At 69.4% G+C, this 20418-nt stretch carries 18 protein-coding genes; 7 read left to right on the top strand and 11 right to left on the bottom strand.

All coding sequences use genetic code 11. From position 1 onward, the window contains the following. Positions 1 to 67 precede the first annotated feature (67 nt). The 6 genes from KIS93_RS10525 to KIS93_RS10550 all read right to left on the bottom strand — a co-directional run bounded on the left by KIS93_RS10525 (position 68) and on the right by KIS93_RS10550 (position 5827). The gene (locus KIS93_RS10525) at positions 68 to 721 is read right to left on the bottom strand and encodes an HNH endonuclease family protein (protein ID WP_080038915.1); all 654 of its coding nucleotides are present in this window, start codon (positions 719 to 721) and stop codon (positions 68 to 70) included. 112 nt (positions 722 to 833) lie between these two features. Next, the gene (locus KIS93_RS10530) at positions 834 to 1172 is read right to left on the bottom strand and encodes a hypothetical protein (RefSeq protein ID WP_080038914.1); all 339 of its coding nucleotides are present in this window, start codon (positions 1170 to 1172) and stop codon (positions 834 to 836) included. A 122-nt stretch (positions 1173 to 1294) separates the two neighbouring features. Further along, positions 1295 to 2911 (bottom strand): TROVE domain-containing protein, encoded by a 1617-nt coding sequence (locus KIS93_RS10535; RefSeq protein WP_080038913.1) that lies wholly within the window; start codon positions 2909 to 2911, stop codon positions 1295 to 1297. Between the two features lie 403 nt (positions 2912 to 3314). Next, entirely contained in the window at positions 3315 to 4952 is a 1638-nt protein-coding gene (locus tag KIS93_RS10540; protein WP_080038912.1) for an ISAzo13 family transposase, read from the bottom strand. Between the two features lie 327 nt (positions 4953 to 5279). Beyond that, positions 5280 to 5606: a hypothetical protein gene (locus KIS93_RS10545; RefSeq protein ID WP_080038911.1), complete on the bottom strand. Its 327-nt coding sequence runs from the start codon at positions 5604 to 5606 to the stop codon at positions 5280 to 5282. Beyond that, a complete protein-coding gene (locus KIS93_RS10550; RefSeq protein ID WP_155127291.1) occupies positions 5603 to 5827 on the bottom strand; it encodes a hypothetical protein in 225 nt (74 codons plus the stop codon). Before KIS93_RS10550 ends, KIS93_RS10545 begins: the two co-directional genes overlap by 4 nt. Before the next feature lie 321 nt (positions 5828 to 6148). Here KIS93_RS10550 and KIS93_RS10555 point away from each other — a divergent pair, with 321 nt between their 5' ends. From KIS93_RS10555 to KIS93_RS67400, 5 genes are all read left to right on the top strand, one after another. After that, positions 6149 to 7504, top strand: a complete 1356-nt coding sequence (locus KIS93_RS10555; RefSeq protein ID WP_186404079.1) for a pentapeptide repeat-containing protein — start codon at positions 6149 to 6151, stop codon at positions 7502 to 7504. A gap of 601 nt (positions 7505 to 8105) precedes the next feature. Further along, on the top strand, positions 8106 to 9635 hold the full coding sequence (istA, locus tag KIS93_RS10560) for an IS21 family transposase (RefSeq protein ID WP_186404080.1): 1530 nt from the start codon (positions 8106 to 8108) through the stop codon (positions 9633 to 9635). Positions 9636 to 9778: 143 nt separating this feature from the next. Then, positions 9779 to 10561, top strand: a complete 783-nt coding sequence (gene istB / locus KIS93_RS10565; protein WP_186404081.1) for an IS21-like element helper ATPase IstB — start codon at positions 9779 to 9781, stop codon at positions 10559 to 10561. Positions 10562 to 11175: 614 nt separating this feature from the next. Continuing rightward, positions 11176 to 12252, top strand: a complete 1077-nt coding sequence (locus KIS93_RS10570; RefSeq protein WP_080038908.1) for a hypothetical protein — start codon at positions 11176 to 11178, stop codon at positions 12250 to 12252. A gap of 483 nt (positions 12253 to 12735) precedes the next feature. After that, positions 12736 to 12864 (top strand): hypothetical protein, encoded by a 129-nt coding sequence (locus KIS93_RS67400; RefSeq protein WP_268966961.1) that lies wholly within the window; start codon positions 12736 to 12738, stop codon positions 12862 to 12864. A 66-nt stretch (positions 12865 to 12930) separates the two neighbouring features. On the opposite strand, the gene KIS93_RS10575 is transcribed toward KIS93_RS67400, so the two are convergent. Continuing rightward, on the bottom strand, positions 12931 to 14055 hold the full coding sequence (locus KIS93_RS10575; RefSeq protein ID WP_080038907.1) for a serine hydrolase domain-containing protein: 1125 nt from the start codon (positions 14053 to 14055) through the stop codon (positions 12931 to 12933). A gap of 124 nt (positions 14056 to 14179) precedes the next feature. On the opposite strand from KIS93_RS10575, the gene KIS93_RS10580 reads away from it, so the two are divergent. Beyond that, entirely contained in the window at positions 14180 to 17344 is a 3165-nt protein-coding gene (locus KIS93_RS10580) for an ATP-binding protein (protein ID WP_080046760.1), read from the top strand. Between the two features lie 224 nt (positions 17345 to 17568). Next, a complete protein-coding gene (locus KIS93_RS10585) occupies positions 17569 to 18105 on the top strand; it encodes a hypothetical protein (protein ID WP_222107387.1) in 537 nt (178 codons plus the stop codon). Positions 18106 to 18130: 25 nt separating this feature from the next. Here the strand turns inward: KIS93_RS10585 and KIS93_RS10590 are convergent, their stop codons facing one another. The 4 genes from KIS93_RS10590 to KIS93_RS10600 all read right to left on the bottom strand — a co-directional run bounded on the left by KIS93_RS10590 (position 18131) and on the right by KIS93_RS10600 (position 20148). Beyond that, a complete protein-coding gene (locus tag KIS93_RS10590; RefSeq protein WP_186404082.1) occupies positions 18131 to 18433 on the bottom strand; it encodes a hypothetical protein in 303 nt (100 codons plus the stop codon). A gap of 137 nt (positions 18434 to 18570) precedes the next feature. Continuing rightward, complete coding sequence (locus tag KIS93_RS10595; protein ID WP_186404083.1) at positions 18571 to 18852, bottom strand: TetR family transcriptional regulator; 282 nt, start codon at positions 18850 to 18852, stop codon at positions 18571 to 18573. A gap of 82 nt (positions 18853 to 18934) precedes the next feature. Beyond that, a complete protein-coding gene (locus tag KIS93_RS63265) occupies positions 18935 to 19270 on the bottom strand; it encodes an FAD-dependent oxidoreductase (protein WP_222107388.1) in 336 nt (111 codons plus the stop codon). Then, positions 19246 to 20148 (bottom strand): FAD-dependent monooxygenase, encoded by a 903-nt coding sequence (locus KIS93_RS10600; protein WP_222107389.1) that lies wholly within the window; start codon positions 20146 to 20148, stop codon positions 19246 to 19248. Before KIS93_RS10600 ends, KIS93_RS63265 begins: the two co-directional genes overlap by 25 nt. Between the last annotated feature and the right edge of the window lie 270 nt (positions 20149 to 20418).

Below are 20418 nucleotides of genomic sequence, written 5' to 3' on the forward strand. Positions count from 1 at the left end.
GGTGCCCATGATGTGTGCCCCTGCCGCCTCCGCGGAGCGGCAGGGGCACTTCTGTATGGCGGGCGAATCAGGAGGCTCGGGCGAGTGGAGCGTTAGGGCAGCGCTGGGCGATCTCGTCGAGCTTGGCCTTCTCGGCTGCATCCACGCTGAGCTGCCATTGGCGCTTCACGGCTACCCACTCGGCGGCGTACCGGCAGCGGACCTGCTCGATCGGCAGCCACTCCGCAGGGTCCTTGTCTGCCTTCTGCCTGTTTGAGCGCGCCGTGACGGCGACCAGATGTTCGGGGTGTTCGAGGTAGTTGGCGTACTTCTCACGCCTGGCGGCGTCCCAGGAAGACGCTCCGGAGTCCCATGCCTCTGCCAGGGGTACGAGGTGATCGACGTCGAGTTGGCCCGCCTCGTGCACGATGACGTCGTCGTAGTAGCTGTACCAGGTACCGCCGCTCAGCTTGCAGCCCGGCCCGACTTCGGGAGCGTCGATGGCTTCGGTGATAAGGACTTCGTTTCGGGCCGAGCAGCCGTCCTTGTCGCCGTCGGTCCAGTGCTTGAAACTGGTGCGCTTGTAGCCCGTCCTGGCTTCCTCGGCGACAGCCAGGTCGGCGACGGCCTGTCGTAGCAGCGGGGGCGGGGCGGCCGGGGCGGCGTGAGCCTGGACGGGTTGAGCGGCTACAGCGAGGAGGGGAAGGCCGGCGAGGGCGGCGGTGCGGGGGAAGAGCGACATGGTCCTCCAACCAGCTGCGATTACTTAGCGTATCTATTGCATGCGTTAAGTAATCACAGGTGCTCGGAGGACCAGCAGTAGCGGGGACGTGACATGCGTATGTCCCGCTGAACTACAGGCAGGGGCCGACCTCGTTCGGCAGGGGCCCGAAGTGCTCCTCGACGGCATCGTCATGCTGGCAGGTGAGGAGCCAGATGCGGGCCTGGTCGGCGGGGATGAACTCGTAGGTGTCGGTGTCGCCTTCCCACTGAGACCAGCGGTGCAGCACCCACCTGCCTTCGGGGGTGCGGTAGAGGGTCTGATGCTGGGCGGGATCGCCGGTCAGGAGGCTGACGCAGTCGATGCCAACCAGGCGGGTGGCCTCGTCGTAGCGTTGCGCCTTGTCGGGGTCGAACCACCCGTCGAGGACCTGGCCGTCGCCCTGACTGCGGAAGATGTTCGTTCGCGCCACGGTCCGACTGTAGCGCTATAGCGCTAAGGCGCTGAAATGGCCGGTTGGTGGGCCGCGCGGTGGAGAGAAACGGGGCTCGCGCCGCATTGTGCAGCGTGAGCCCCGTCAAGGAGGAAAGCCGATCAGAACGGCCAGCTCGCCGAGCGCCGAGCCTCGAGAATCGGGATCAGCTTGAACGCGGAGTCCGACAGGCCGCCCATGGTGTGCCGGCTGCCCTCGCCAGAGGGAGCTGCGCCGTGCTTGTAGCCGCCGAAGTTCCACATGGACAGCGGCACGTGCGGCGGGATGAGGTCGTCGATGCGAGCCTCGCGGCCGCCTCCGTATCCGTGGCCGTTGGAGGGGAGCCAGCCCGGCCGGCTCTGCTCGTCGGTGATGATCACGACTCTGTCGTGGTGCGGACGCAGATGAGCGCGGACAGCCGAGGGAATGTCGGTGCCGTCCAGTTGGCTGAACCGCTCGATCACCTTCAGCACCGACTCGTTCTTGCCGAAGTCGACGCGCCGGTTCTGGATGCCGAACTCCACGAGATCAGCCTCGGCGGCGCGCAGCGCGAGGGCTGCACCGAACACCGCAGCGGCGTCGGCCCAGGCCATGGACGCATTCTTGCTGAACGTCTGGAACCACATGGAGGGGGAGCGGTCCACCAGGATCAGGGAGCGGCCTGGCAGGGCGGGGACGTTGGCGAGGGAGTGAGCGAGCGCCAGCTCCAGCGGGTAGCTCCAGCGCAGCGATGGGGCGTGCTTGTACGCGGAGAGGAACCGGAAGGGGAACTGCCGCGACTTGCGGACCTCGTCGGGGTTGGCCAGCCGGGCCGCCACGGTGGCGGCCACGATGTCGCTGACGCCCGCCTCGTCGAAGTTCCGCAAGTTCCTCGTCAGGGCCATCAGCCCCATGGACGGGATGATCGCCTCCCACGCGGCTGCGTCCATCGGGCTCTGGAGCCAGCCGGCCAGCGCTTCCCATGTCATGCCCGCGTCGGCGAGGGTTGCAGCCACGGCGTCGGCCACCCCGTCGGTCACAATCGCACGGCGCTCAGTGACCGGGATGGACATGAGGTGCGCGCGCCGTCGCAGCATGGCGAGCGTCTCGGGAATCTCGTTGTTGCGTCCGTGTCGCCGGTCGAGGGCGTGCTGGAACAGGGCCCCTTGCCAGGGCGTGGCCGGGTCGGGCGAGGGGTGCACGAGGTCGATGACGTCGCCGAACCGGTAGCCCTTCGACTCGGCGTCGTACTTGAGCAGGTTCCGCTCGGTGTACAGCCTGGCTGCGGCGTCAGCGATGCCGCGCTTGACCGGCTTTGGCACGGCCCGGCCGTACCGGGACGTCCAGTAGGCCAGGGCCTCGCCGGGCTCATCGGCGCGCTGCAGAACGGAGGCGACGAGCTGCCGGTTGCCGCCTGCGATTCCGCTAGCGAGTCGGGCGTGCACGGCTTCGAGCGCGGCCTGGATGGGGGCGCTGCGCAGGTTGGCCTCGGAGCGCAGCCACGGGAGGAATCGGGTCAGCCAGTCGAAGTCCTCGACGGCGATGGCCCGGACCAGCTTGATGAAGCGGGCGTCACGGTCGGCGCCGGGCTCGTAGTGCGTGTTCTCGCCGACCATGTTTGTGATGGCGAGGAGGAAGAGCTCGCTTTTGGTGTCCCGGGCATAGTCGGCGCCGCCCTCGTGGGTGCGGCCGGTCGCCGTGGTGGTCTTGACGGGGCTGGTGACGGCCGATCGGGCGGCGGCGGTGTTGAACTTGGGCATGAGAAAGGCGGACTCCTACCTGAGGGAGGTACAGGGAGGAGCCCGCCTTATGAGGTCGCGCCCGAGGTCGAGGTCGGCGACGGTGCCAGCTGCTCTGCCAGTTGAACTACGGACCCCGAGGGATCCGGCGAGATTCGAACTCGCAACCAGCCGTTTATCAGACGGAAGGAACCGTTGCCTGCGCACCGGGCGCGTCTTCAGTTGTGGGTTCCTCCCGAGGTCGTGGTGACGGCGCGGTGCCCTCGAAGGGCTGTAGAGGACCTGTCAGGGTGCCTCTACCGGAATCGAACCGGCCTTCTGGTGGTGAAGTAGGCGCTGTCGGCGCACCGGGAGGTGCAAAGGGGTCAAGTTGGGTCTTCCCCGAGGTCGAACCGGCGACGGGACACTAAGGACCTGCAGATTATTAACACGCGGGTTTGATCTTGTTGGCGGCCTTGGTGTCTTCGGCGAGGACGCGTGCGTGCAGGACGCGCAGCAGCCCAGGCGGGGTGGGTGCGGGTGGGATGTGGGTGCCGTGCTGATCGAGGAGTAGGCCGATGCTTCGGGTGGTGCGGTAGGCGGTGGTCCGGCTGGTGCCGAACAGAACCGCCAGGGGTTCGATGGCAAGGCCCAGCCGCTGGTGCAGCACCGTGAGCAGGACCTGGTCGGTGAACGCCACAGTGGGCGGCCGGCCCGCTTTGATTCGCGGGCGTTGCTGATCGCGGGCTTGCAGGTTGATGGTCAGGCGGTCCAGTTCCGGGCGGGGCATGCCGGTCAGGGTGGGATCGGACAGGACCTGCGGGTCCCACCGTTCGGCCGGTTGGTCGTGACCGGTGGCGTCGGGGTCGGTGTCCAGGGTGGGGTGCAGGGTGTAGTTCCAGTCGCCGTGGAAGAGGTGCCGGGTCAGGGGCAGGGCGGCCAGCTCGGCGTCGCTGACGCGGGCGCCGAGCGGGTAGACGCCGGTGTCAAGTGCGGCCTGCACTTGCAATCCGGTGCTCGTGGTGGTGGCGGCGATGCTGTTGACCACCACTTCGTGGCTGGTCAGCGGTCTGCCGCGCCAGTTCATCGTGATGTGGGCGAACAGCCGGTGCTCCACCTTGTTCCATTTCGAGGTTCCGGGCGGCAGGTGGCAGACGGTGATGGTCAGGCCGGTCTCGGCGGCCAGAGCGGCCAGTTCGCTCTTCCAAGCGCGGGTGCGGTAGCCGTTCGCGCCGCCGGCATCGGCGGTGATCAGCAGCCGGGTGGCCTGCGGGTAAGCGGCGCTGCCCTGGGCATGCCACCAGCGGCGGATGGAGGCGACCGCGAACGCGGCGGTGTCGTGGTCGGTGCCGACGTTCACCCAGCCGGTGTTGGCCGCGATGTCGTAGATGCCGTACGGGATCGCCTTCCCGGATGCGGACTCGGCGAAGTCGTGGACGTTGACCAGCACCGGCTCACCGGCCGGCCGCCACTCCCGTCCGGCGTTCTTGAACGGCCCGAGCAGTTCCTTCTTCTTGGTGTCCACGCTGATCACCGGCTGTCCGGCATCGCGATACGCGCGGACCTGCTCATTGAGGTGGCGGAACTGCGCATCGCGATCCGGGTGCCGGCCGCCCTCCAGCGTCTTGGCGTTGCCCTGCAGGCTGAACCCCTCAGTGCGCAGGATGTCGGCGACGGTGTCGGCCGACACCCGGTGCCCCTGGCCGGTGAGCTCACCGGCCAGCTTGCGGGTGGACTTGGTGGTCCAGCGCAGCGGCGAGGTCGGATCCCCACGCTCATCCGGCTCCACCAGCGCCAGCAGCATGGCCCGTAACTGGGGGTCGATGTCGACCAGTCGCTTCCGTCCTCCGCCTGGCCGACGGACCCGTCCCAACGGCTCGGCGCCCGCCTCCAGCTCATCCACGCCCCGTGACACCGTGGCCTCGCGGACACTCGCCGCCTGGGCCACCGCCCGGATCCCGCCGTGCCCCAGTGCGCGCGCCTCGGCACCGAGCAGCAGCCGGCGTTGCCGCTCGTCCAGATGCGGCAAGATCACCTCAAGTTTCGCAGCCAGCATCTCTACGGTCTCCGCCGACACGCTCATACCAGACCATCGACCGCGAACCCGGAATGCTACGAGTTATTTCTCTGCAGGCCCTAAGCGTGCTAGCCAGTTACACCACAAGCCGCATGGAGGTGGCGACTTGCCGGGACTCGAACCCGGACTACTCGCTCCAGAGGCGAAGGAACCGTTGCCTGCGCACCGGGGAAGGGTGAAGTTGTAGACCTCCCGAGATCGGGACGGCACCGGATCGGTTTCCTTGACAAAGAAGTAACCGGAGCCTGCGCACCGGGAGGGGTGGAGATCGTCGCGAGAGAAAAGATAGCGGAGTCGCTAGCGAATAAGCGAACCGGTTTCGTGTGACCGTGGTCACCGCTGCGGTGCGGGTGGGATCAGTTCGCGCCCCAGCTCGTCGAGACGGGTCAGGAAGACGTCGATGTCGGCTCGGCGTTCGGCTGTGACCCAGACGACACGGATGATCTCGTGCAGGACGTGGCCACGCTCTTGACCGAGGCCGATGAAGCCCGCGCGGCGGAGCCGGTCGGCGGCGCCGGAGATGCTGAGCTCCCATGCCCTGCGGGCCTGCTCGGTGGCGTCGTCGCCGGGGTCGTCGGGGGAGAGGCGGTCGTTGAGCTGGGCAGTCGAGATGCCGAGCCGTCGCGCGTGTCGTTCGGCGGCGGAGATGTAGTGGTTCATAGAGCCTCATTGAGGACGTGGATCAGCGCCAGCAACTCGTTGGTGAGCTGCTGCAGGTCCTCTCCTTCGGCCCGGTCGGCAAGGCCGGCGAGGCGCAGCACTGCTTGGGCGAATTGGCGGTGCTGCCACAGCAGGGTGGGGAAAACCTCTCCGGCGGCGGTAGCGGCGCAGGCCGCGATGCGCGTTTCGGCCACCACCCGGCGGCACTGCGATTCGCTCACGCGTTCGATGGTAGCGGCGGGAGGAGGGATAGCCACAGACCGGTAGGGGGCGGCCTCCGGATACCTGCGCCTACCCGCGCCCGGAGACCGCCTTCTCGCTCCCGAAACAGAGCAACCACAGGGCCAGTCGCGCTTGGCGGAGACAACCAGTGGCGGCTTCCATCATGGCACTCATAGGGAGTTGTGGCACCCGCCGCAACTGACCGGTGGGGGTAAGAGTCTCGCGGAGCCCGTGGGGGAGCGGTGGAATGAGTCATGGGACTCTTCTTACGCTCTCCCCAATCACAAGCAGGCCCGCCCGAGCTACACCCGCCGCGGTCAATGTGGTGGTGGATCATCCCAGCAGCTCTACTGATCGGCGCTGCGGCCTGGGCCACGTCCGCCTGGCTGCTGCAGGACCTGGACAAGCTGCCCATCGACAAGCAAATCTCCGCTCGCATCGAAGCTGCTCGTACTGCACTCGGTGCAGCGGCCGGCGTCGGTGCCGCCGTCACCCTGCTGCTGGCCGTACGCCGACAGCGGCACCAGGAACTGGCTACCGCGCACACCACGCACGACGCCGCCGAACGCCGGGTCACCGAGCTATACACCAAAGCCGTCGAGCAGCTCGGCAACGATCAGGCGCCGGTTCGTCTCGGCGGACTGTACGCCCTGGAACGCCTCGGGCAGAACGCTCCCATACTGCAGCAAACTATCGTTGACGTAATCTGCGCGTATCTTCGGATGCCCTACGTTCTGCCCTCAGACGAAAGTCGCCCCAGCGAGTCCGCTGTTCCGCGCGCAAGTATCTCCGGCGTGTCGGAACCTCCTTCCGCTACACGGGATCCGCATGAGGAGCACGAGGTCCGTCTTACCGCGCAACGTATTATCGCCACGCATCTTCGCTTCCACCCGCCAATGCGACGGCGCTGGTGGCAGCGACGTGAAGCTGACATAAATACTCAGTTTTGGCCGGACGTCCGGCTCGATCTTACCGGCGCCACTCTACTAAACTTTGACCTTACCGGCTGCTCCCTCCGTGAAGCGCGCTTCACTAGGGCGACCTTCTCTGGTCCCGCCCTATTCGGCAGGGTAACTTTCTCCGGCCTGGTCAAATTTAATGGAGCAGTCTTCTCCGGAGACTCATGGTTCGACGGGGCTGTGTTTTCCGATAGGGCGACGTTTGGCGGAGCAACCTTCATGGGCCATTCGGGATTCGGGACTGCAACCTTCGCTCGTGATGTCAGTTTCAATCGATCCGTCTTCGTCCGAGATGCCAGGTTCAGCGAGACAATCTTCTCAGGAGCAGCCAGGTTTAGTGGGGCGACCTTTGCTGAGGCAGCTAGGTTCAGCAAGGCGACCTTTGCTGAGAATGCTGGATTCGACGGCGCTACTTTCTCTCGTCTCGCCGAATTCGGTGCCGCAATCTTCGCCTTTCGGGCCGGGTTCGACGGTGCAACGTTTTGCGGCCACGCCAAGTTTGACGGTGTCACCTTCTCTGGTCACGCATGGTTCGAGGCGGCAACAGGCTTGGAGGCGGCGCAGGTGGAAGGCGCACGCGTGGCTCCAGCGGGCATGGAAGTGGCGCGACGGTGGCCCACGGCTTGGCGGGAGGAAGCCGGCGTGGACGGGTGGCAGGCGCTGAGCCTGGCGTCCGAGCCGGTGGAGCTACAGGCTGCTGACCCGCCCGAGGAGTGACAGATGGGAAGGAGGGGCGGGCTGGTGCCCGCGTCTGATCAACCCGCGTTGTGCTGGTAGGGCGGCGCCCGCCCTTCGTCTGCGGCCGCCAGTTCCAGCGTGTGGCGCTGGAACTCCGTCAAGATGATGTCCGGCCGATGGGGGCGCGGAGCATAACGGTCACAGGCGCAGGGCTGATGCCGTTGGTCTGGGTCGGCGTGCGGGGGAGCGGGCTCGTGCTGATCTGGATGCCGATCTAGATGTGGTCCGCCGGTTCGTGGGGCCTGGCTGGGGGAGTGTGCTCGCGGTAGGGGCGGCCGTCATGTCGTGGGTGGCGCGCGCGCTGACCAGGGAAGTCACGCCCCGGGTTGTGTGGACGCGGGAGGGCGTCTGCTCGGGGTTGTACGGGTCATGGACGGCCCGAACAGGGGTCCTGGGTCCTGGGTGTCGACGATCACGGAATTGATCAGTTTGAGGCTTCCGCCATCACGTAATTGAGCACCACGATCACGTTATTGACCCTGGTCAGGGCGTGCGTGTCGGGATGGACCCGGTCATCGGAAGATCAGCATTCTTGCCCTCGTCACGGGACGGGGGGCCGATGGCGAGGAGGACGTTCGACGTGGTGGACATCACCGAGATCTTGGTGCACTGGCATGCCGGCCGGTCGAAGAACGAGATCGCGGCGAGTTTGGGATTGGCGCGTAATACGGTGCGCAAGTACGTGGCCGCGGCGGAGGAGGCCGGGATCGTGCCGGGCGGCGCGGCGATCAGCTCGGCCGAGTGGGCAGCGCGAGTGCGGGAGTGGTTTCCCGAGGTGGCCGACGGTCGGCTGCGGCAGGTGACGTGGCCGACCATCGAGCAACACCGCGACTACATCGTCGGGCAGCTCAAGGCGGGGGTGACGGTCACCACGATCCATCAGCGGCTGCGCGATGAGGAAGGGCTGGCGGTCAGTATCGCCTCGATGCGCCGTTATGTGCACGCGAACCTGCCCGAGGAGGTGCGGGCTTCGCAGGTGCGGGTGCTGCGTCTGCGCGAGGCCGAACCCGGCGCCGAGGCGCAGATCGATTACGGGCAGCTGGGCCGCTGGACGGACCCGAGGAGCGGTCGCCGTCACACGGTGCAGGCGTTCGTGATGGTGCTGCCCGCCTCCCGGCACATGTTCGTCTACCCCGTGCTGAAGATGGATCAGCAGGCGTGGAGCAGTGCGCATGTGGCCGCGTTCGCCTTCTTCGGCGGCTGCCCGGCCAGGTTGGTACCGGACAACCTCAAGACCGGCGTCGATCGTCCTGATCTTTATGATCCGAAGATCAACCGCGCGTATGCCGAGCTGGCCTCGCATTACGGCGTGCTGGTCGACCCCGCCCGCTCCCGCAAACCGCGCGACAAGGCCAGCGTCGAGCGGCCGATGCCCTATATCCGTGACAGCTTCTGGCGCGGCCGCAGCTTCGCCAGTCTGGAGGAGATGCGCGAGCAGGCGGTGCGCTGGTGCCTGGAGGTCGCCGGGACTCGCGCATGCCGGCCGCTGGCCGATGCCGCACCGTTGGTGGTGTTCAACGCTGTCGAGGCCGGGCAGCTGCAGGCGCTGCCGCAGGCGCCGTTCGTGCTGTCACGCTGGAGCAGGGCCAAGGTCGGCCCGGACATCCATGCCCGCGTGGACAAGGTGCTCTACTCGATCCCATGGCGGTATCTGGGCCGTCAGCTCGATGTCCGCTCCACCGCGACCATGGTGCAGTTCTTCTGCGGCGGCGAGCTGATCAAAACCCATCCGCGCAAGCTGTCAGGCAAACAGACCGATCTGGGCGACTACCCGCCCGAGCGGGTCGCCTTCCACCAGCGCACTCCGGCCTGGTGCCGCAGACAAGCCGAACAGATCGGCCCGGCCTGCATCGAGGTGGTCAACGTGCTGCTTGCCGAAGGCGCCCTCTATCGGCTTCGAGCTGCCCAGGGCGTGCTCGGCCTGGCCGACAAACACGACCCCAACGGCTGGAGGCCGCCTGCGCCAGAGCGCTCGCGGTCGGTGATCCTTCTTATCGGACCGTCAAGGGCATCCTGGTGGCAGGCACCGAGTCCGATCCCGCCCGGCGGCCGCGGCGACGGCGGCGCGGAGGCGTTCCTGCACGGCCCGACGCGTTGTTCGCCGAGGTGATCCCCTTGCACGGCGCCAGCACACCAGCCGCCAGCTGACCACCTGCCCGATCACTCGCTCGTGGTGAGCACCTTCACCGCGAAGTACGGCCATCACCTTCGCGCTGAAGCGGCGCACCACGAACCACGAACAGGAGCTCCTTCATGACCACCGTCACCGCGATCGAGACCGGCGCGCTGGACAAGGCGCTGCGCGCCCTCAAGCTTGGCGGCATGCTCGACACCCTGGATGCCCGCCTGGCCCAGGCCCGCGCCGGAGAACTCGGTCACGTCGACTTTCTCCAAGTCCTCTGCGAGGACGAGATCTCCCGCCGCGACAGCGTGGCCATGCAGCGGCGGCTGCGCAAAGCCCGCTTCGAGCAGCAGGCCACCCTGGAAGGCTTCGACTTCGGCGCCAGCCCGAAACTGCCCGCCGCCCAGATCCGCGACCTGGCCGCGCTGCGCTGGCTGCACGCCGGCGAGTCGGTCGTCCTGTATGGCCCGGTCGGAGTTGGCAAAAGCCACATCGCCCAAGCTCTCGGGCATCTGGCCATCCGCCACGGCGCCGACGTCCGCTTCGCCAAGACCAGCCGCGCGCTGGCAGAGCTGGCCGGCGGACACGCCGACCGCAGCTGGGCCCGCCGCCTGGCTGAACTCGCCCGACCGGCCGTGCTGATCCTCGACGACTTCGCGATGCGTGAGCTGACCGCAGCCCAGGCTGACGACCTCTATGAGCTGATCAGCGAACGGACCGGCAAGTCTCTGATCCTGACCTCGAACAGGCAGCCGATGGACTGGTATCCGCTGTTTCCCAACCCCGTCGTCGCCGAGTCCCTCCTGGACCGGCTGATCAACAACAGCCACCAAGTCTTCATGAACGGACCAAGCTACCGCCCGAACAAACGCCCCGGGCGCGCCGTGACCCCCGGCAAGACGAACACCGGATAGAACAGAAATCAGACCGGGACCTGGTCAATTACGTGAGCACGGGGCTGCTCAATATCGAGATCGCTCACATCCTGGGAGTACCCGAGCCCACCCGAATGCGTGGTGTGCGATTGTGTGGACTGTGTCCCTACGGGTGGTGTGTGTACGTTCGGAGCGCTAGTGTGCGTCCTTACGGACCCTTCGGCCGGTCCGAGAATGCTGCGTGCGGACGGGAGAGCGTGTGAGTGACCACGTCGCGCCCAGCACGCGACGGGCACGCGCGCCGAGGATCGCCGTCCTCTGGCAAGGTTGCCGCGCGGTGATGCCCGACAGGGGACGGGAGGAGCAGCCCCGGAAATGAGAAAAGCCGCGCAGCGCGCGGCCTTCCCGGAGGTCGATACCACCGACCGGATCACTCAGCCCCCTGGCAACCAACCTACGAGCTGAGCAGTCGAGTCGCCGGTCCGGCCCTCTCAACTTCACACGCGCCTGAGGCGGATCTCGCGTAGCGGCCCCACGCCGCTGCGGGGGGCTTCTGCGCGCCGAAACCGTGACGCTTGGAGCTGACCATAGCACGCGCTCAAGCGGCTATCTCGGCATGCCCGGAATCCGTGACCCCGGGATGCGAGACAGCCATGCCCTCCTTCCCCGGCGCCGGAGTGACTCCGCCCGTCCCGGCCCGGCACATCCGCGCGCCCCAGGTCACCCTGTGGCACGACGCCGACTACCTGGTGCAAGCCGCCGACCGGCGGGCAGACTGGACGCGAAACGCGCTGCGGTTCGCCTGGCAGCTGATACGCCGCTCGACGCGGGAGATGCTGACCGCGCCGAAGAAGGGCGCTACCTGGCGGCACCTTGCCACCGACCTCGGCCTGTCGCAGCGAACGATCGGCGCGCTGTACGCGTGGTTCATCGATGCCGGCCTCCTGGCCCGCGCCGTGCCCGGCACGACCGTCCGCTACCGGAAAGGAACGCGGGGCGGCCTGGACGACGACGGTCGCGGCAACGAAGCCGCTCAGTACCTCCTCATCATCCCGGAGGCGATCCTCGAGGCCGAGGATGGCGAGGAGACACCGCCCCCGAGCGCGACCGTGGAGAGCCAGGCAGACTTTCCCTGGCCGTGCGTGACCGGGCTGACCCGCCCGCTCCCAGAAGCAGTGCCCGATGTTTCCTCAGCTCACGACCCTGTGGAAAGATCTTTCATCCCCAAACCCCCACTCTCTTCTGTAGGTGAGGAGACTCCCCGTACCGCGCGCGCGAGACAGTTGGCCGCGCCAGCGACACCGGCCAGTTTGTGGCCCGCGACCGTCACGCCGGTCAGCAGAAGAGACCGGCTCGCAGCGTGCGAGCGGCTGATCGCGGAGCTACCGCCCTTCCGGAAGATCTCAGCTCGGCACCTGCGCAGCGTCCTGCGGGACGTTTTCGACCTCGGCGCGACCATCAGCGACATCCGGCATGCGCTCGATCATCGGCCTGACGGGACCGCATGGATCAATACCCACCGGCCGCGATCGCTGCCGGGCTGGGTCCGGCACCGCCTGACCGCGTGGATCACCCCGGCTGGGCGGCTCGTCGCCCCGTGGCCCGTCCAGCGGCGGGCAGCCGAGCACGCGGCGTTGCTGGCCGAGCAGCGCGCCCGCCGCGAAGCGGGTAAGCGGGCCAGCCAAAACAACAGGCTCGACGGTCCCATGAGCTTCAGCGGGCGGTGGTGATGATGACCGACGACAGTCCGGAGGTGCGGCCGCCGCTGGGGCCTGTTGTCGTCGGCCTATGAGAGGCCGATCGGTGCGCGGGAGCTGTCGCGGAGGCGGCTGTGGCGAGGGCGCGGCAGGAGAGAGCGGTCGGAATTGATCTACGTTGTAAAGGTGCCGAGTTCGTTATTGATTGATCACTTGATCAAGCAGCAAAGACCGCAGCAGAGGCAAGAGCCCGATGCTGACGGATCAGCATCGCGAGTTCCTCAAGGGAAGGTCCCCCAGGTGCGTAGGCGGCGCGTGCGGCGTCTTCGGGAGAGAGGGCGTCGCGCCGGGCCGCGCCTGGGCGAGTGTGCGGCCAGCGGCGGAGAGTGCTTCGGCGCGCGTAGTCACACCGTCACTATCTCACACAAATGACACATTTCCACACGGGATGCTCGGCTGACGTGTACCGGCGCACCGCCGGATCACATCACGATTACGGTTGTCGCAAGGCTGCGCGTGCCCACCCTGTACGTGGTGGTGACCAGGCAGCGCGACCGCGGCCCGCGGCACGCCTCCGGCGCGCAGGGCGGCGAGCGCAGCGCGGAGGAGGCGGGCAAGGAGAACCTGGCCGGCCAGCCGGCCTGAGTCCTTGTTGAAGGTGCCGGACGCCCGCCGGGCGTCCGGCACCTTGGCGGGAGGAGCGCCTGGGGCTCAGCCGGCGAGGCCCGTCCGGGCGAGCTCGAACAGCAGCTCCCAGCTCTTGGCCTCGGTGTTGGTGTGGAAGGCGAGCGCGCGCTCGCCGTCGGGGGTGGCCAGGGCGCCGAACATGTGTCCCCAGTAGCTGCCGGCCACCCCGCGTACCGGGATGCCGCCGGTCGCCGCCGGGTCGAGCTCGAAGGCGCCGAGCCCGTAGCGGGTGTGCGGCAGCCAGTTGGCGCCCTCGGTGGAGACCGTGGTCCACATCTTGCGGTGCTGCGCGGGCGGCAGCAGGGACCCGCCGGCCAGCGCGCTGATGAGCCGCAGCATGTCGCCGGTGGTCGAGACGATGTTGCCGGGCTCCCAGGAGGTGTCGAACTCGGTGACGTCCAGGGGCGCGAGCCCGGGTTCCTCGACCATCGACTCCCAGTTCTCCGGGGTGACGCCGGCCGGGTCCACGCCGTCCTTGTAGAACTGGGTGGAGTAGGCGCGCGGGTGCGGGCCGGGGAAGGTGGTCTCCCCTTCGGGCCGCACATAACTGGAGGTCAGGCCGAGCGGCTGGAAGAGCGTGCGCTCGACCTCCTGGGCGTAGGTGTTGCCGGTGACCTGCTCGATGAGCGCCACGCACACGGCGAAGCCGCCGTTGGAGTAGACGAAGCGCTCACCGGGCCGGCCGACCGGCGGCTGGGAGACCGCCAGGCGCAGCAGGTCCTGCCGGGTCCAGGCGTCGAAGCGGTGCCGGGCGAACGCGGACCGGCTGGTGTAGCGGGCCACCAGCTCCGGCGCCAGACCCGTGGAGAACAGGCCGCCGGTGTTGCTGAGCAGATGCCTGATGGTGATCTCGGTGCCGTCGTAGCCGCCGGTGTCCAGCACGCCGGGCAACCACGTGCTGACCGGGTCCTCGATGTCCAGCCGGCCTTCGGCCTCCAGGGTGAGGATCACGGCGGCGATGAAGGCCTTGTCGCCGCTGCCGATCGGCACCAGCTCTCCCGGCACCCGCTGGGCGCCGGTCGTCAGATCGGCCACGCCGGCGGTGCCGAACCAGGTGGTGCCGTCGGGATTGCTGACCTCGGCGACGATCCCCGGGACGCCGACCTCGGAGACGGCCCACTCGAGCACCTGCTGCGTCTTGTCGTGCATGTCCTGCCTTTCACATATCCGTCGTTGGACGGTCTCCACGATGCGGGCCGCCGGTGACAGCGCTCTTACAGCGCTACGACAGGCGGCGTGATCGTTGTGAGCGGGCCCTCATAGCCTGGTGGCCATGCGGATCGAGGTGCTGGGGCCGGTGCGGGCCTACGGCGACGGCGGGACGCCGATCGACGTCGGCGGGGTCAGGGTGCGTGCGCTGCTGGCCAGGCTGACGCTGGCGGGTGGCGAGGTGGTGCCCGCCGACGCGCTCATCGACGCGCTGTGGGGCGAGCGCCCGCCGCGGGAGAGTGTCAGAGCGCTGCACGCGCTGGTGTACCGGCTGCGGCGGGCACTGGGCGACGGCGAGGTCGTCGAGCTGGCCTCCGGCGGATACCGGCTGCACGTGCGCGCCGAGGACGTCGACGCCCGCCGCTTCGAGAAGCTGGCCAGGCAAGGCCGCGGCGAGCTGGCCGCCGGCGCCGGACGGAAGGCGGCCCCGCTGCTCGGCGAGGCGCTGGCGCTGTGGCGCGGCGACGCGCTGGCCGACGTGCTCGACGTTCCCTTCGCCGCCGCGGCCGCCACCCGGCTGCAGCAGCTGCGTACCGCGGCGACCGAGGACTGGTTCGAGGCGAAGCTGCTGCTGGGCGAGCACAGCGAGATCCTGGCCGATCTGCAGGCGGCGGCCGCGGCGCATCCGCTGCGCGAACGGCTGGCCGTCCTGACGATGCGGGCCTTGCACGCGGCCGGCCGTCAGGCCGAGGCGCTGGCCCTGTACGAGCAGGTGCGCCGCACGCTCGCCGAGGACCTGGGCGTCGACCCCTCCGAGGACCTGCGCAGGACGCACCTGGCGGTGCTGCGCGGCCGGAGCGGGCCGCCGGAGCACCTGGCGGTGCCGCGCGGCAGGAGCGGGCCGCCGGAGCACCGGCGGGCGGCGCCGGGCCGGCTGCCGGCCCCGCTGACCGGACTCGTCGGCCGGGAGGAGGAGCTGAGCCTGCTGGCCGGCCTGCTGGAGAACGCGCGGCTGGTCACGGTCGTCGGTCCCGGGGGAGTGGGCAAGACCCGCCTGGCCGTGGAGGCGGCGCGCCGGCACCCGGCCCATCGGCGAGGCCGCGTCTGGCTCGTCCCCCTGGCCGGGGTGGCCACGCCGGACGGATTGCCCGAGGCGGTGCTGGGCGCCATCGCCACGACGGAGGCCCTGCCGCCGGGCACACCGCTCGATCGGTCGGTCACCCTGCTGGCCGGCGGCGAGGGCGTGCTCGTCCTGGACAACTGCGAGCAGATCGCCGGAGCCGTGGCCGAGTTCGCCTGCCACCTGCTCGAACGCCTGCCGTCCCTGACCGTCCTGGCCACCAGCAGGGAGCCGCTGGACGTCATGGGCGAGGCGCTGTGCCGGCTGGCGCCGCTCGCCCTGCCTCCGGCACACGCCGACCCCGTTCGCGCCGCCCAGGGGAGCGCGGTGCGGCTGTTCCTCGACCGGGCGGCCGCCGTGCGGCCCGGCTTCACGCTGGACGCGTCGACGGCGGGCCCGGTGGTGACCATCGTGCGCCGCCTGGACGGCCTGCCCCTCGCCCTGGAACTGGCCGCGGCGCGGCTGCGCACCATGAACGCCGACGAGCTGTCCCGCCGGCTGGACGATCGCTTCCGCCTGCTCGCCACCGGCAACCGGACGGCCCAGCCGCGGCAGCAGACGCTCCGGGCGGTCATCACCTGGAGCTGGGACCTCCTCACCGACGAGGAGCGGACGCTCGCCCGCCGGATGTCGATCTTCCCGGCGCGGACGGGACTCGGCCCGATCGCGGCCGTGTGCTCGGACGACCCCGCGGAAGATGTCGCCTTGCTGCTGGATTGCCTGGTCGACAAGTCCATCGTGGAGCGGGCCGGTGACGGCTACCGGATGCTGGAGACCATCCGGGCGTACGCGGCCGAGCAGCTCCGCGCCGCCGGGGAGCACGAGGCCGTCCGTCAGGAGCTCACGCGCCACTACGCCGGCCTGGCCGGCCGCCACGAGCCGCTGCTGCGCTCGCACCGGCAGGCGGAGTCGCTGCGGGTGTTCGACCTCGAGTACGACAACCTCCTGTACGCCCTCCAGTCGGCCATCGACGACGGCGACGCCGAGGCGGCGGCCCGGATCCTCGGCCCGCTGTACTGGTACTGGGACACGCTGCGCTATGACGGCCGGGCCGACGGCTACGTGGCCAGGGTGCTGGAGTTCGGCGACGCGCTGCCCCCGGCGGCCAGGGCCGCGTTCACCGTGATCCACCTGCTGGCCGGTGAAGCGGACGCCGGGCGGTTGCGGGCGGCGGTCGAGGACTGCGCGCGGACGGGCGCGCTGCTGCGCTATCCGATGCTGCTGACGATGACGCTGACGGCGGCCTTCATGGCCGGCCTGGACGATCTGGTGGACCGGGAGATCGCCCGGGTCCGGTCCGGCTCGGACGGCTGGGCCGTCGCGCACACCCACGTGGTGGAGGCGCTGCGCAGCCGTACCCGCGGAGACTGGAAGGGAGGGGCGAGCGCGGCGGTGCGGGCGCTGCGCGCGTTCGAGGAGGCGGGCGACCGGTGGTGGACGGCGATGATGCTGAACGGCACGGCGCAGATCCACGCCGTCGAGGGCCGCCACGACGCAGCGGTCGCCGACTACGAGCGCGGCATCGCGATCAGCGCCGGCCTCGCCTGGCAGGAGGAGATCTCGTCCCGGCTCGGGCTCGCCGTGGAGCGCATGCGCGCCGGCGACATGAAGGGCGCCGAGCACGACCTCGAAACCGCGCGACAGGCGGCCTGGGAGCGCGGCCTGCCCCTGCTGGAGATCCAGGTCCATGCGTGCGCGGCGGAGCTGTACCGCCGCCGCGGCGAGATCGACCGGGCCGATCGCGAACTCGGCCGGCTGGAGAGCGCCGCCCGCGCGTCGTCCCTTCCCCCGGACACGAGCCGCAGCCTGCTGCTGCCCGCCAGGACGGCGAACCTCCTGACCGCCGGCGACGCCACCCGCGCGCGCCAGAGCCTGCCGGCCGCCATCCAGGCGGCCCACGTCAACATGGACCTCCCGCTGGCCGCCCAGCTCCTGGCCCGGTTGCTGCTGCTGGAGGACGACCCGGCGGGCGCGGCCACCGCGCTCGGCATGAGCGAGGCCATCCGCGGCACCTTCGACCGCGGCGACCTGGAACTGAGCGCCCTCGTATCCACCCTCGTGGACCGGCTCGGCCACACCGGCTACACCACCGCCTATCAGCGGGGCGCCGGCCTGCCCCGGGACGAAGCGATCGACCGCCTGATCAACAATCGGATGGAGGCAAATTGATCTACATCGTAAAGGCGGTTACTCGTTTCACCATCGACCATGCAAATCCTGAGGAATGGCTCAAGCTCCTGGCCAGCCTGGCGACCCTCCGGACATAGTCCGCGAACCGGATCCGTGGCCGCCGATCGCCTGAGGACCGGGGCCGGGCCGGCACGGTTCACCGGGTCTTTCCCGCCCATGCGGGAGCTCACTTCTGGATCGAGTAGCCGGGACAATCGCCTGTCATGATGGGTATCTCCGGCTTCGAGCCGACTTTTCTCGTCGGGCTCCAAGCCATCCGCGATGAACACGGGCAGGGCCTGGCCGCGCTCGGCGGTCGGCGTCTGACGGGCTTCGCGCTCGTACGTTTCATCGAGAACGGGGACTGGTATGCCGACTGTCCCGTCGTCCTGGACTTCGACGGCGTCCAGGTGGAGATCAGCCACTGGAAGTTCGATGAGCTGTCGATCAGCTGGAACACCATCGACACAGCGGCTGCGATCACCGGCTGGGAGGAGGATGACGCCCCCACCCCGGTCTGGTCCAGCACCGACGAACGGCTTGAGCCGTTCGTCGGCCAGGAACTGCGCGAGGTCGCTCTGCTCGTGTGGCATCCATCGTCGCGTGACGACATGGCGGGTGGCACCGTCGCCGTGGAGTTCGTCTTCGACAGGGGCCGCTTCTGTATCGCCAACGGCCTGGATGAGAACAGCATCGAGGTCGGTGAGGCCCTTCCAGAATGGGTGCGGCACCCCCTGGGTGGCGGCATGCAGCCTGATTAGGATCGCCATGCGGGGGCGGGGCGGGCTACTGCTGGGGTGCCTGGCTGCGGGCGATGAGGTCCAGGACGGCGTTCCTGGTGGCGTGGAAGACGGCGGTGGTATCGGTGGCGGCTGCGGCGATGGACTGCTCGGCGGGCGCGTCCGCGGGTTCGAGGAGCTGGGCGACGGTGTCGGCGAGGACGGTGGCGGGGTCGCCGGCGCTGGGCGGGGCGGAGCCGGGCTCGGCCATGGCGGTGCCGAAGCCGACGAGCATGGCGTGCATGGCGTACGACTGGTCGGCCAGCGGCCGGTCCTGGCGGAGCAGGCCGTGGCGGCGCAGTACCGGCATGACGGCCTGGCACATGGCGCTGGGGCGGGTGCGTTCGAACAGGGCGCGGTCGTCGTCGCGTCCGGTGAGCAGCCGCAGCAGTTCGGCGTCGCGGACGGGCAGGCGGGGTGCCAGGGGGGAGCGCAGGCCGGTGCGGATCAGCAGCGGGGCCAGGCGGTGCGGCAGGACGGCGGCGGGGTCTGCGGTGAGGCGGGCGATGACCTCGTCGAGGAAGGTGAGCAGCTCGCGGGCGAACAGGCCGAGGATGAGGTCCTCCTTGGTCGCCCAGTACAGGTAGACGGTGCCCTTGCCGACCCGGCCGCGGCGGCGATCTCGCTGACGGTGACCTTGCGGACGCCGTGTTCGGCCACCAGCTCGCGCGCGCTGTCGAGGATGCGGGCGGCCTTGCGCGACTGGAGCTCGATCAGCTGGGTGGTCACCGGTGGTCCTCTTCCTCGGAAACTCGGATGCTCGGGGGCTCGGATGCTCGGATGGTGGCGGCGAACCGGGCCGCGCGTGCGGTCAGGCCGCGGCGACGTCCAGGTTCTTGGCCTGCATGTCCTTGGCCATTATCTTGCTCATCGCCCGGCCGATGCCCGGGGCGCGCATCAGGCGCAGCATGCCGGTGCGCAGCAGCTGCTCCCTGCGGTCGTCGGGGGTGAACAGGCGGCGCATGGACAGGATGGTGTCCTGCTGGTGGCCGATGAACGGCCGCATCCGCGCCTCCCAGGCGTCGAGGGCGGCGGGCAGGTCGTCGCCGTGGCGTTGCAGCATGGTGCCGAGCAGTTCGCCGCCGGCGATGCCGCTGGAGGCGCCCATGCCGGAGTACAGGGTCAGGCACCAGGCGGCGTCGCCCATGAGGACGACGCGGCCGCGATGCCAGCGCGGCATCCTGACCTGGTGAACGGAGTCGAACAGGAACTCCGGCGCCTGCTCGAAACGCCGCAGCAGGCTCTCCAGGAGGGGCCCGGCGGGCTCGGGCCGAAGGCGGCGCGGACGGAGGCGACGGGCGGCCGGGCGAACTCGGCGTCGATGTCCGCGGTGCGGTAGGAGAACAGCAGGCCGGGGGCGTGGTCGGCGAACGGGAACGTCCACACCGAGCGGCCCGGCTCGGCCAGCACCAGCCCCTCGTGGCGGGCGAACCCCTCGACGGGCTCGTCCAGGACGGTGGCGGCGATCATGTAGTTGAGGGGGTGCAGGTACTCCTGCGGCCCGAAGGCCAGCGCGCGCACGGTGGAGCGCATGCCGTCGGCGCCCACGACGAGGTCGAACCGCTCGGTGACGGCGGCGCCGGTCGCGGTGTCGCGCAGGGTGACGTCCACTCCGGCGTCGTCCTGGACGATCGCGTCGGGCACCGTGCGGTAGCGGATCTCCACGTCGTCCGGCAGCGCCGCGAACAGGCCCTGCTCGATGTCGCCGCGCAGCAGCTGGCGGGGGCGCCCGGGCAGCGCGGCCGGGCTCATGCCGGGGCGGCGGCGCCCGGCCCGGTCGACCTCGTGCATGGTGAGGTTCGCGGCACTCCGGTCGCCGATGGCGTCCAGGACGCCCAGCCGCCGCGCCGAGGCGACGCCGGTGCCGAACAGCATGATGAAGTACCCGCCGGAGCGGCGCCCGGCCGCCCGCTCCACCAGCACGGGCTCCCAGCCGACCTGCCGTAGCCGCAGGGCGGTGGCGATGCCGGCGATGCCCAGGCCGACGACCAGGGCGCGGCGCCCGGTCCTGCCGTTGTGTGTCATGACGACTCCTCTCACAGCCTCGTGAACACGATGCTATCCGACGAACTGACCAGATCGGTTCTTTTGGTCAGTTTCGGGTGGGAGGAACATTCGTTCAAGCCGCCGGCGGGCATCCGGGCGACAGTGGAGGAGACCGATCCATGACGAGGAGGCAGGCTCATGCGGATCCTCATCTCCGGCGCCAGCGTCGCCGGCCCCGTCCTGGCGTACTGGCTGATCAGGCACGGCTTCTCCGTCACCGTCGTCGAGCGCGCGCCCACCCTGCGCAAG

The sequence above is a fragment of the [Actinomadura] parvosata subsp. kistnae genome, assembly GCF_900323885.1.
GTDB lineage: Bacteria > Actinomycetota > Actinomycetes > Streptosporangiales > Streptosporangiaceae > Nonomuraea > Nonomuraea composti.